Source organism: Rickettsia sp. 109562A South Dakota (assembly GCF_055791265.1).
This window is the reverse complement of sequence record NZ_CM147703.1, coordinates 670,852-683,405: the sequence shown is the minus strand read 5'-3', so window position 1 is coordinate 683,405 and position 12,554 is coordinate 670,852. Positions and strand designations below refer to the sequence as shown.

Sequence of the window (12,554 nt, the reverse complement as noted above, 5' to 3'; positions counted from 1 at the left end):
TTCTATGGAAGTAAATTGATGTTTATTCTTTAATGCGTAAGCATTACTTACCTAAAATAGCAAAAGATAAAAATTGTGAATATAAAGTATCTGATAAAGAGAAAGAAAGATAATTAAAAATTTGCATTGCAAGCTTGGCAGCGACTTACTCTCCCATGCCTTATGACATAGTACCATTAGCGCTATGAGGTTTCACGTTCGAGTTCGGGATGGGATCGTGTGTTTCACTCATGCTATAACCACCAAGCTAGCAATACAAACTTTTAAAAAGATAGAATTTGTATTAGTCTGCTGTTAATGTTGTTGCACAGCTCTAAAAAAGTCTTAACACCATACCTTAACTTTTACTACGATACTCAGCAAAGTAATTTTTACTGGATATTGTGGTCAAAGCCTATGACAAATTGAGTCATGCAACAACATCTTTATTCATTGATAAAGCTATATATATATATATATATACCTGATAACTTTGTGAGTTGATACTACATTCTTATAGAATTAACACTATATGCATATGTAATCTCACAGCAAAGTAAATCAATCGAGCTATTAGTATCGGTTAGCTACACACATTACTGTGCTTCCACACCCGACCTATCAACGTGGTGGTCTTCCACGGCTCTAATAGGGAAGTCTAGTTTTGAGGTGGGTTTCCTGCTTAGATGCATTCAGCGGTTATCCCTTCCGTACTTAGCTACCCAGCTGTGCCGTTGGCACGACAACTGGTCCACCAGGGGTACGTCCACCTCGGTCCTCTCGTACTAAAGGCAGATCCTCTCAAACTTCCTAACACCCACGGCAGATAGGGACCGAACTGTCTCACGACGTTCTAAACCCAGCTCACGTACCACTTTAATCGGCGAACAGCCGAACCCTTGGGACCTTCTCCAGCCCCAGGATGTGATGAGCCGACATCGAGGTGCCAAACGATTTCGTCGCTATGGACGCTTGGAAATCATCAGCCTGTTATCCCCGGAGTACCTTTTATTCGTTGAGCGATGGCCCTTCCACTCGGGACCACCGGATCACTATGACCGACTTTCGTCTCTGCTCGTCTTGTCAGACTCGCAGTCAGGCTAGCTTATGCCATTGCACTCTAAAAGTTGATTTCCGTCCAACTTGAGCTAACCATCGCGCGCCTCCGTTACTCTTTGGGAGGCGACCGCCCCAGTCAAACTACCCACCATGCATTGTCTCGGATCCTGATTCAAGGATCTCGGTTAGATGTCAAGAACCAAAAGGGTGGTATCTCAAGGGTGACTCCACAAAGGCTGACGCCTTCGCTTCGTAGTCTCCCACCTATCCTGCACATCTGATTCCTAACACCAGTGCAAAGCTATAGTAAAGGTTCACGGGGTCTTTCCGTCTGACCGCGGGAACTCCGCATCTTCACGGAGAATTCAATTTCGCTGAGTCGATACTGGAGACAGTGGGGAAATCGTTACGCCATTCGTGCGGGTCGGAACTTACCCGACAAGGAATTTCGCTACCTTAGGACCGTCATAGTTACGGCCGCCGTTCACTGGGACTTCAATTCAGAGCTTGCACCCCTCCTTTTAATCTTCCAGCACTGGGCAGGCGTCAGACCCTATACGTCGTCTATTGACTTTGCAGAGCCCTGTGTTTTTAATAAACAGTCGCTACCCCCTAGCTTGTGCCACCTGCAAATGATTGCTCATATACAGGTCATCTTTCTTCCGAAGTTACAGATGCAATTTGCCTAGTTCCTTCAGCATCGTTCTCTCAAGCGCCTTGGTATACTCTACCTGTCCACCTGTGTCGGTTTCGGGTACGGTCTATAATGAAGGTGTTATTTCCTGGAAAATATTCACTGCACAATCAATCCAATAAGACTGTACAATTTACTATTTTCGTCACATCCTTCAGGTTCAGGAATATTAACCTGATTCCCATCGATTACGCCTTTCAGCCTCATCTTAGGGGCCGACTAACCTTGCGCAGATTAACTTTACGCAAGAACCCTTGGACTTTCGGCGAGAATGTTTCTCACATTCTTTATCGCTACTTATGTCAGCATTCTCACTTCCGATACCTCCAGCAAACCTTACGGTTCACCTTCGCAGGCTTACGGAACGCTCCGCTACCATTTATGCCAAATGCATAAATCCGCATCTTCGGTACATGACTTGAGCCCCGTTACATTGTTGGCGCAAGAAAACTTATTTAGACTAGTGAGCTATTACGCTTTCTTTAAATGATGGCTGCTTCTAAGCCAACATCCTAGTTGTTTTGGTCTTCTCACATCCTTTAACACTTAGTCATGATTTAGGGACCTTAGATGGCGGTCTGGGCTTTTTCCCTCTCGACTATGGACCTTAGCACCCATAGTCTGTCTGCTATGCTGTACTCGCCAACATTCGGAGTTTGATTGAGTTTGGTAAGTCTGTGGGACCCCCTAGCTCATTCAGTGCTCTACCTTCGACGGTAATCGCTATAACGCTCTACCTAAATAGATTTCGCGGAGAACCAGCTATATCCGAGTTTGATTGGCCTTTCACCCCTAACCACAGCTCATCCCCTACTTTTTCAACAGTAGTGGGTTCGGTCCTTCAGCGGATTTTACTCCGCTTTCAACCTGGCCATGGCTAGATCACCCGGTTTCGGGTCTAATTCATCTAACTAAAGCGCCCTATTCAGACTCGCTTTCGCTACGCCTACACCTAACGGCTTAAGCTTGCTAGATAAACTAAGTCGCTGACCCATTATACAAAAGGTACGCCGTCACAAGACATATAAACACGCTTGCTCCGACTGCTTGTAAGCATTTGGTTTCAGATACTATTTCACTCCCCTTGTCGGGGTACTTTTCACCTTTCCCTCACGGTACTTGTTCACTATCGGTCACTAGAGAGTACTTAGGCTTAGAGGGTGGTCCCCCTATGTTCAAACAGGATTTCACGTGTCCCGCCTTACTCAAGGACTTCAAACTTTTTACCTATACGGGACTATCACCCTCTATGGTTAACCTTTCCATGTTGTTTTAGTTATTTTTTTGAAGCCACTGGCCTGGTCCGCGTTCGCTCGTCACTACTAACGGAGTCTCGGTTGATGTCCTTTCCTCCAGCTACTTAGATATTTCAGTTCGCTGGGTTTGCCTCATATAGCTATGTATTCACTATACAATACCTAATAAATTAGGTGGGTTTTCCCCATTCGGAAATCTTCGGATCAAAGTTTATTCGCAACTCCCCGAAGCTTATCGCAGCGTATTACGTCCTTCATCGCCTTCTAGTGCCAAGGCATCCACCAAATGCTCTTATTATATTTACTTACGCTTTTAACTTGAGATTACACGATGCATACAGAATTAATTTCACAATTATTTTCAGTATCTACTCACGATATAAATTTTTATTATCGCGGTGTATTTAGTTTTTAGCTTTATCAACTTTTTAAACAGCTACAAAGTTTTACGTTTCAAACTTTGTGTGATGATTTTATATCTATATTTTTAAAGCTTGTCAAACACTAATTTCAAATAATTTTAATTTTATTTTTTATGAGGTGCCTACAAAGTTATTTTAATTGATAATTAAAGAGATTTTATAGCGAAAATTAATAAGATTTTGAAATGATACTTCCCTATTTCAAAAAAATCGTATAATTTGCGGCAAAAAATAACTTAATTAGCTTTAAAATTAACTTTGTAGGCCTCCTCTAAGTTATTTTAACCTCTTTTTAGAGTAGACTTTGTCGGCTTTTTGTTTAGACTTGCGGCACCTAATTTTGTATCTACCTTACCGCCTAAATCTTCAAACAAGAATCTGCCTTTTTGTAAAACATGATTTACTGCTTTCATTTCACCTTCTCTGTTTATCAAACCGTTTTGAGTTTTAACAAACAATAATTTACCGTCTTTTCTAAATACTATATTTTCATCAATTTTCAAAATCCTTTGATATATTTAAATTACCGTTCTTATCAAATTTACCTAAAATATTTTTCTGTAAATCAGCAAATTCGGCATGAGCATATAATTTTGAAATTTCTTTTATTTGCTTTGGATCGGTTATATGTTCTCCGGCTTTGTTAATAAAGCCGCTAATCTCATATTGAGATGTTTTGCCATGTGGAGTTTTTTTCACAAGGAATTGAGTTTCCGTAAGTAGCTTAGTTTGCTCTTCTAATTCATCGTCTACTATATTAATTACTTTCCTTTTTATAGAATAAATATCACTGTTCTTTTCAAGCTTTGAGGTAAACTCCTTAACGTCTAAATTATCATTAAACTTAACTTCTTTTTGATCTTTACCCATAATAATACTCTTATTTTAATACTGTATCTTTTAAAATATTTGTACCACGTAAAAATTCTTCTATATTCAAAGCTTTTTTACTCTCTTGTTGAAGTTTTTTCACTCGTAATATACCGCTTCCACAAGCTATTTCCAGCTTATCGCTAATAACGGTACCGGGAGTAAAGTGATGATCCGCATTTAAATATTCTGCTTCAAGAATTTTAATTATTTTATCATCATAACTAAAATATGCTCCAGGCCAAGGATTCATGCCCCTTATTTTACAATCAATAGAATAAGCGGAATCCTGCCAATTAATTTTTCCTTCTTCTTTGGTTAGTTTATGAGCATACGTAATGCCGTCGCTTGACTGTTTTATCGGTACTATATTATCGATATTTGCAAGTGTTTTAATTAATAATTCCGCTCCTAAATTAGCACATTTATTATGCAATTCTTTCAATGTTGTTCTTTCTTCTAAATCAAAATCTTCTTTCATCAATATATCGCCTGTATCAAGCCCTGTATCCATACGCATAATACATACGCTACTTGTTTTATCTCCCTCAATAATAGTACGCTGTAGAGGAGCCGCTCCTCTGTGACGAGGCAAATCGGATGGATGGATATTAAGACAACCGTATTTTTTAGCATCTAATATAGCTTTCGGCACAATAAAACCATATGCAATAACAACTATAATATCAGCATTAACTTTATTAATTAGATTTATTGTTTCATCATTACGAAGAGTAGAAGGAGTATAAACAGGGATTTGATGCTCAAATGCTAATTGATGTATCGGGGATTTAGCTAAGCTAAGACCTCTGCCCTTAGCTTTAGGTTGCTGCGTAAAAACAGCCGTAACTTCGTGATGAGCTATAAGTTTTTTAAGAGCGGGAACTGCAAATTCAGGCGTTCCCATAAAGATTACTTTCACACTATATTATTTTTGAGTTTCTTGAGCTTACGAAGTACCACAGCTCGTTTTAGACTACTTAAATAATCAATCATAAGCTTACCTTCTAAATGATCATACTCATGCTGAATAACTCTTGCAAGCCAATCGTTTGCCTCAAGCTCTTGTTGCTTATTATGATAGTCTAAATACCTAACCTTTATAGATTCCGGTCGTGCTACCTCAACACGTTGCTGCGGTACTGAAATACATCCCTCATTAGCCGTAACTAGCTCTTCTGATTTTTCTATTATCTCAGGATTTACTATAAAAAGCGGGAAAAAATCTTTTGGTCTTTCTACCGGATCATGATCTTTTATATCAATTACTAAAATACGTTTTAATACGCCTACTTGTACTGCGGCAAGCCCTGCACCGTCTTCATGGTACATAGTTTTAAGCATATCATCCATAAATTTTCGTGTTTGATCGGTAACTTCTAAAACCCTATGAGATTTCTGTTTTAACCTTTCATCCGGTGCCGTTACTATCGGTAATATTGACATAATTTTAAGTTTAGTAATTTTATTTTAATATACCATAAAACCGCCTAAATGTAAAGAAAGCAAACCAAGCTTAAAATTCTCTAGTAGTTGCATAATAAGCTCACCTAATAATAATAATTTATTGAGTTAATAGTATTTAGTAAAAAATAATGGCAAATATCAGATAACATTGTTAATAAATAAAAGCTCGCATAAAATTAAGGAGGAATAATAATGCATTGGGGTGATATTGAAGAAATTGCCGAACAACTCGAAGAACATTGTAGCGATCAGTATAATGAAAAAAAAATTTCATTATCAAAGCTAGAGAAACTGATTAGAGATTTAAAGGACTTTGAAGATGAAGAGCAAAAAGTTGAAGAAGTTACGTTAGAAGAAATTTTAGATAAATGGGAAGAAATACGAGAAGAAATGAGAGAAATTGATTAAGTAGCTTTTTGAGTTACAGCAAAAAGCATTATGGTATTGACACCAAATTTTGCAAGATTCGCTTATACTCACGTATTAATATACGTTCCGTTAAGCTCACTTTTAAATTTGGTGTCAAGAGCGGCAATGTTGAAGCTGTATTTTTAGGCATTTATAAATTAACTTTATAAAAATATATTATAATCAATAAAAATATAGCGACTGCCTGAAAAAAAACTCTTAAAGTCATTAGCTTTGAGCTAAATTTCTTATCAAACTTTCCTCCGATAGCCATCGACACTACCCCTATAACAAGAACCGTAAGGGTTAAACTAATCGCAATTAATAACCATATCATAATTTATTACTCAATATATAACTTCTACACAAAGATTATGACCTTGTTGCATGGATTAGTTTTGCCGTCATTGCGAGGAAAATTATGAAGTAATTGACGAAGCAATCCAGTAAAAAAATGCTAAAATTAGCATTTTTTTTATTATTTTTCTGGATTGCCACGCTCCTTCCAGTCGCTCGCAATGACGACTTGGGTATCCCATACAACAAAACCTACAAGCTCGCAGGATGACAGGGGTGGAATCGAGCCACGTAACAACTATACCTCTTCAGGCTAATCTCAATTCTCTTCCTCTACCTCATTATCTTCTTCACTTTCGGAAGTTTCAGCAATTAAAGAGACAGACACGACTTTTTCACCGTCATCTAGTTTAAACAGGATTACACCACTAGTGTTACGTCCCGTAATACGCACTGACTCAAGTTTACAGCGAATTAACTTGCCGCTATTGGTGATCAGCATTAACTCATCATCCATTTTAACCGGCATAACGCCAACAACTAAACCGGTTTTATCGTTAATATCCATATTGATTATACCGCTACCACCTCGATCGGTAATCCTATAGCCATATGCCGAGCTTCTTTTACCAAAACCGTTCTCGGTTACGGTTAAAATGAATTCTTCGGAATTTGCCATTTCCAAAATAGAATCTAGAGTTAAGCTTACGCCAAGTTCTTCAGGATTGAATGACTCTCCCTTAGCAATCTCGAGTCTTTGCTCCCACGGCACGGATAAATAAGCATCTCTATCCTCTTTTGTACTGCTAATACCTTTAAGCACAGTCATAGAAATCACGGAATCCTCTCCAGCAAGCTTCATACCTCGTACACCGTCGGAAGTACGGCTTTTAATAACACGTAGCGATTCAACAGGGAATCTTAAAGCTTTACCGGCTTTGGTGGCAAGTAAAATATGCTCGTCTTCTTTACATGGTTTTACGTCAATTAATTTATCGTCCTCATCAAGCCTAATAGCAATTTTACCGTTTGACTGAATCTTTTTGAAATCTAATAAATCGCTTCTTCTGATATTACCCTGGGCAGTTGCAAACATAATGTTTAAATTATCCCACTCATCTTGATTTTCAGGTAGCGGCATAATATTTGTAATATGCTCATTTTCTTTCAGCGGTAATATATTAACCATCGGTCTACCCTTACCTTGCGGATTACTTAAAGGCAGTTTATACAGTTTTAAACTATAAACCTGGCCGATATTTGAGAAGAATAACATTGGGGTATGAGTGCTACCGACAAAAACTTGCGTGGTAATATCTTCATCACGCATTGAAAGCCCCGATCTTCCTTTACCCCCACGTTTTTGCGAACGATAGCTACTTAGAGGTACACGCTTGATATACCCTCCAAGCGTTACGGTTACCACCATTTCTTCACGCTGCATTAAATCTTCTATATCTTGATCAAATTCACCAAATTCAATTGAAGTAAGTCTAGGAGTTGCAAATTCTTCTTTAACTTTAATTAGCTCTTCTTTTAAAATTTCAAGTAAACGTTCACGCGAACCAAGTATATTAAGATATTCGATAATTTCCGTAGCAAGGTTCTTTAAATCTTCTTCAAGCTTGTTTTTCTCCATAGCGGTTAGGCGTTGTAGTCTCATTTCTAAGATTGCCTTAGCTTGCACTTCGGTAAAGCTGCATTTACCATGCTCGTTTAGCATTGCTTTATCGTCAACCAGCTTTACAAGAGGTAGAATATTTAATGCATCCCATTTGCGTGCCATTACTTCTTGTTTAGCGGCATTTGGATCATTTGAAGCTTTAATAATACGTATTATTTCATCGATATTGCTAACGGCAATAGTTAGCCCTAATACAATATGTGCCTTATCTCTTGCTTTATTTAGCAAATATATAGTACGGTTAGTAATTACTACTTCCCTAAAACTAACGAAAGCAGCAATTACTTCTTTCAAATTCATAACTTTCGGTAGCCCGTCTTTAAGAGCAAGCATAATAACACCAAAACTGGTTTGAAGCTGCGTACAAGCATATATTTGATTTAAGACTACTTCAGCCACTACGTCTTTTTTTAGTTCAATAAAAATCCTTACGCCGTTTTTATTCGATTCGTCACGTAAATCACTTATACCCTCTATACGTTTTTCCTTAACCATTTCAGCGATCTTCTCAACGAGCCTCGCTTTATTTACCATATACGGTATTTCGGTAATAATAATTGCTTGACGGCTATTACCTATATTCTCAATCTCGGCCCGACCTCGCATAATGATACTACCTCTACCGGTAAGATATGCGGATCTAATACCGCTAATGCCTAAAATCATCGAACCCGTAGGAAAGTCCGGTCCTTTAACGACTTCGAGTAAATCGAAAATCTCTATATCGTTATTATCTATATATAAACAACAAGCATCAATCACTTCACCAAGATTATGAGGAGGGATATTAGTTGCCATACCGACGGCAATACCGCCGCTACCGTTAACCAATAAATTTGGAAACATTGCAGGAAGTACCGACGGCTCTTCTTCAGAACCGTCGTAATTAGGATTAAAGCTAACGGTTTCTTTATCGATATCTTCCACAAGTTTATGCGAAACCTTAGCCATTCGAGATTCGGTATACCTCATTGCCGCCGCTGCATCACCGTCCATTGAGCCGAAATTACCCTGCCCGTCTACAAGCGGTAAACGCAAGGAAAAATCTTGTGCCATACGTACTAACGAGTCGTAAATAGCACTATCCCCGTGTGGATGGTATTTACCCATCACGTCACCGACTATTCTAGCGGATTTTCTATAAGGTTTGCTAGCATGATTACCGGCTTCATGCATGGAATAGATAATTCGGCGATGTACCGGCTTTAAGCCGTCTCGAACATCCGGTATAGCTCTACTTACTATAACGCTCATAGCATAATCAAGATAAGATACTTTCATCTCATCTTCGATATTGACCGGTACTAAATTAGGAGAATATTTATCAGTCACGATTACTTAGCCTTAAATTTAATTTAATGAATTATATTTAATTATAGAGACATAATAAATTTCTTTCAAGGATTGCTTGTATTTATAATCGTAAGAGTTAACAAACTTCTATTATCGCTAAACTTACTAAAGCATATACCCTCATTTTGTAATTCAAATTTTTGATTCTCCGTTAATTGCATTAATCCTAATTTATTTGTTTCAATAACATTATATTAGGCAAAATTACTAAATGTTTATTAGTAACTATTTCTTCTTTAACCGTTTTTTCCAATTTTAATCTTAATTAATCAACTTGCTTATATATCACAAGAAATTCTGATTTTAATTTATTAATAACTTTCTCCACTTCATTGGAGGAAGGGGTGGTTATTTCATTTTGGCTTTTACTGTTCAACTTATTTAATTCAATAATTTTAATACTAGCTTGTATCTGATTTATAACTTCCTTATAAATATCCAAATATGTCTCTTTTTCTTTGTCCTGCCACTGTATAGCTTCTAATTCAGCATCTAGCTCCTGCTTACTAAACAATTTCTTAAATGCGGCAAGCCATGGACCAAAAGCCATGTCTTCTAATTCTGTAAAATAGTCTCCTAATTTCATATTCTATTCTCCGTATTTATTTGTTATAATACGATAATATTATTTAAGTTGAAAATAATCAAGGTAAACTAAATTAACAGTGGTTAATATTTCCTAGCGTAACAATTGAAAAAAGTAATCCTAAATGTTTAAAATAATTTGACTATTTCAAAAAAATTTCATAATATCCGTTAATAAGCTCAATCAATAATACTAAAATATGAAAACAGCCTTTATTTTCCCTGGTCAAGGATCACAATTGATCGGCATGGGAAGAGATTTTTACGATAATTTTAAGCCAGCTAAAGAAACATTTCAAACCATCGATGCAGCACTAAACCGAAAACTTACCGACATAATCTTTAATAGCACTCCTGAGGAACTAACACTAACTACCAACGCACAACCGGCATTAATGGCAGTATCTATGGCAATAATAAATACCATCAAAGCTGAAACCGGTAAAAGTTTGGATAGTCTTTGCGATTATGCTGCCGGTCACTCTCTAGGTGAATATAGCGCTCTTTGTGCTGCCGAAAGTATTAGCCTTACAGATACTGCAAAACTACTTCATGTACGTAGTACATCTATGCAAGAAGCATGTCCCGAAGGTGAGGGAAGCATGGCAGCTTGTATCAATATTCCGCTTCAAAAACTTGAAGAAATATTAGAAGATATCAACAAAATAAATTTATGCCAAATAGCCAACGATAACATCGAGGGGCAAATAGTTATTAGCGGCAAAGTAGATGCTATCGATTATGCTATCAGCATAATTAAAGATTTAGGTTATAAAGCGATAAAGCTGAAAGTGAGTGCTCCATTTCACTGTAGCTTAATGAAACCGGCAGAGAATAAAATGCAACTGGCGCTTGATAAAACAGTAATTAACAAACCAATAATACCGGTAATTCAGAATTATACCGCAAAACCTGCTACTAATCCCCTAGAAATCAAACAAAATTTAATTCTTCAGATATGCGGACGAGTTAGATGGCGTGAAACTCTAGAACTATTTAATACACTAGAAATCACTCATATAGTAGAAATAGGAGCCGGAAATGTGTTAACAAATATGCTCCGAAAAATCAATTATCCATTCAAATTAAGTAATATAGAAGAACTACAGAATTTTTTAGACAACGTTAACAAATAACGGTCTCTAATAACTTCTGATTTATAAAGCTTTTAAATTAACTTAATATTATTATATGAAAATTAGTTTTAGTTTTTTTTAAGCAATTACTAGAATTATTAACTAGTGATTGGAAAAGCTATTTACATGGGAGAATAAAAGAGCTTGAAGATTTAGCTTTAGAAAATACTAATAATACATTTTTAAAAGAAGAGTGTTATAGGAAGATTGCTCTTATCCGAGGAGACATTAAAAAAGGTGAATATCCGTGCTATGTGCTTCCTTTTAATAAAATAAAATGTATGAGTTTGTTACTTACCAATATTCATATATTAGAACTTGATTATCTAAATCAAAATAAGGTAAAAGCAGTAAAAAATATGCTGAGAAATAATTTCCAAGATATATATAATCCGGAAATTTATATTATTGCTAATTATGAAGAACCTATAATTAAAAACTATACAATAACAGATAAAATAGCAAAAGGTAAAGTTATTACCTTTGAAGATTTAAATATTAAATATGAAAATCATACGGATGAAGAATTAAAATATATAGGTGACATAGTAAATGATATTAGAAAACTAGATAGCAAGCTAGTAACAGATTTATCAAATATCATCAATTTTATTCATCAATTTTATTTTGTAGATTCTTTTATTACTCAGTGTACAATCCTTTTTATGGCTACACGTTTTGAAGATCTACAAAATTTTCATCAAAATTTAGATAAAATCAACTTTTTGGTGCCGTCACAAGAATATGATCCAAAATGCCAACCAAAAAACTATAAGGGTTTTATAAATATTGAAGCGATAACCTGGAATAGGTTTTTAGTTAAATATCAAAAATTATTTAATAATCTTAGCGAAGAATCTTCAGCAATATTATTTAGCATCTGTAGTGATAATGATGATTTTGTAAAATCATTGCTTTCAGACTCTCTCTCGTAATTTAGAAAAGCAAACTAAAACCATAACCTATGTGATGGATAAATATGCAGGTAATACTGATTCTTGTCATATAACTCGGCTTTTTAATATTTGTAATAATGCGACAAAACTTAAAATAGTAAAATTATTAATCTTAAATTCTATCTCTCTCGATTGAGAAAAACGAATTGAAATTTTAAAATATGTGACAGATAAATATAAAGATGACACGGATTCTATTTGTCATATAACCAACTTTTTAATATTTGTGAAAATACAACAAAATCTGAAGTTATAGAATATTTTATTGATTATTTAGAACCTTGGAAAGGATTACCTATTCATTGGTGCTCTAATGATATGCTTCCTATGGGTGAAGTTTCTTCAAAACTACTAAACTATGATTATGAATAATATTTAAATCAGTAAT

At 36.0% G+C, this 12,554-nt stretch carries 9 protein-coding genes, 2 rRNA genes and 2 pseudogenes; 4 read left to right on the top strand and 9 right to left on the bottom strand.

The genetic code is table 11. The annotated features are described in order from the left end of the window. Positions 1-132: 132 nt before the first annotated feature. The 5 genes and pseudogenes from rrf to def all read right to left on the bottom strand — a co-directional run bounded on the left by rrf (position 133) and on the right by def (position 5,726). Positions 133-247 (bottom strand): 5S ribosomal RNA (rrf, locus tag ACIAS7_RS03785). Between the two features lie 284 nt (positions 248-531). Beyond that, positions 532-3,295, bottom strand: a 23S ribosomal RNA gene (locus ACIAS7_RS03780). 396 nt (positions 3,296-3,691) lie between these two features. Then, positions 3,692-4,109 (bottom strand): annotated as a pseudogene (locus ACIAS7_RS03775) (hypothetical protein). 181 nt (positions 4,110-4,290) lie between these two features. Beyond that, positions 4,291-5,202, bottom strand: a complete 912-nt coding sequence (gene fmt, locus ACIAS7_RS03770) for a methionyl-tRNA formyltransferase (protein ID WP_473198256.1) — start codon at positions 5,200-5,202, stop codon at positions 4,291-4,293. Beyond that, positions 5,199-5,726, bottom strand: coding sequence for a peptide deformylase (def, locus tag ACIAS7_RS03765; protein ID WP_473198255.1), 528 nt, complete (start codon positions 5,724-5,726; stop codon positions 5,199-5,201). The genes fmt and def overlap by 4 nt, the downstream gene beginning before the upstream one ends. Before the next feature lie 213 nt (positions 5,727-5,939). Between def and iscX the strand changes: the two genes are divergently transcribed. Continuing rightward, positions 5,940-6,155, top strand: a complete 216-nt coding sequence (gene iscX, locus ACIAS7_RS03760; RefSeq protein WP_473198254.1) for a Fe-S cluster assembly protein IscX — start codon at positions 5,940-5,942, stop codon at positions 6,153-6,155. A 151-nt stretch (positions 6,156-6,306) separates the two neighbouring features. Here iscX and ACIAS7_RS03755 read toward each other — a convergent pair whose 3' ends face one another. The 4 genes and pseudogenes from ACIAS7_RS03755 to ACIAS7_RS03740 all read right to left on the bottom strand — a co-directional run bounded on the left by ACIAS7_RS03755 (position 6,307) and on the right by ACIAS7_RS03740 (position 10,075). Then, the gene (locus ACIAS7_RS03755) at positions 6,307-6,492 is read right to left on the bottom strand and encodes a twin transmembrane helix small protein (RefSeq protein WP_473198253.1); all 186 of its coding nucleotides are present in this window, start codon (positions 6,490-6,492) and stop codon (positions 6,307-6,309) included. A 57-nt stretch (positions 6,493-6,549) separates the two neighbouring features. Next, positions 6,550-6,694 (bottom strand): annotated as a pseudogene (locus ACIAS7_RS03750) (zinc ABC transporter substrate-binding protein); the annotation flags it as partial. A 77-nt stretch (positions 6,695-6,771) separates the two neighbouring features. Next, positions 6,772-9,468, bottom strand: coding sequence for a DNA topoisomerase (ATP-hydrolyzing) subunit A (gene gyrA / locus ACIAS7_RS03745; RefSeq protein ID WP_473198252.1), 2,697 nt, complete (start codon positions 9,466-9,468; stop codon positions 6,772-6,774). Positions 9,469-9,754: 286 nt separating this feature from the next. After that, positions 9,755-10,075, bottom strand: a complete 321-nt coding sequence (locus ACIAS7_RS03740; RefSeq protein WP_473198251.1) for a hypothetical protein — start codon at positions 10,073-10,075, stop codon at positions 9,755-9,757. 199 nt (positions 10,076-10,274) lie between these two features. Here ACIAS7_RS03740 and fabD point away from each other — a divergent pair, with 199 nt between their 5' ends. From fabD to ACIAS7_RS03725, 3 genes are all read left to right on the top strand, one after another. Next, a complete protein-coding gene (gene fabD, locus ACIAS7_RS03735; RefSeq protein WP_473198250.1) occupies positions 10,275-11,210 on the top strand; it encodes an ACP S-malonyltransferase in 936 nt (311 codons plus the stop codon). Between the two features lie 281 nt (positions 11,211-11,491). Continuing rightward, the gene (locus ACIAS7_RS03730) at positions 11,492-12,145 is read left to right on the top strand and encodes a hypothetical protein (protein ID WP_473198249.1); all 654 of its coding nucleotides are present in this window, start codon (positions 11,492-11,494) and stop codon (positions 12,143-12,145) included. A gap of 219 nt (positions 12,146-12,364) precedes the next feature. Continuing rightward, positions 12,365-12,538, top strand: a complete 174-nt coding sequence (locus tag ACIAS7_RS03725; protein WP_473198248.1) for a hypothetical protein — start codon at positions 12,365-12,367, stop codon at positions 12,536-12,538. Positions 12,539-12,554 lie beyond the last annotated feature (16 nt).

Excerpts from the sequence above, each read along its gene's own strand:
- ACIAS7_RS03755 (WP_473198253.1), bottom strand. The coding sequence starts at position 6,492 with ATGATATGGTTATTAATTGCGATTAGTTTAACCCTTACGGTTCTTGTT.
- ACIAS7_RS03740 (WP_473198251.1), bottom strand. The coding sequence starts at position 10,075 with ATGAAATTAGGAGACTATTTTACAGAATTAGAAGACATGGCTTTTGGT.
- ACIAS7_RS03730 (WP_473198249.1), top strand. The coding sequence starts at position 11,492 with ATGAGTTTGTTACTTACCAATATTCATATATTAGAACTTGATTATCTA.
- def (WP_473198255.1), bottom strand. The coding sequence starts at position 5,726 with ATGTCAATATTACCGATAGTAACGGCACCGGATGAAAGGTTAAAACAG.
- fabD (WP_473198250.1), top strand. The coding sequence starts at position 10,275 with ATGAAAACAGCCTTTATTTTCCCTGGTCAAGGATCACAATTGATCGGC.
- iscX (WP_473198254.1), top strand. The coding sequence starts at position 5,940 with ATGCATTGGGGTGATATTGAAGAAATTGCCGAACAACTCGAAGAACAT.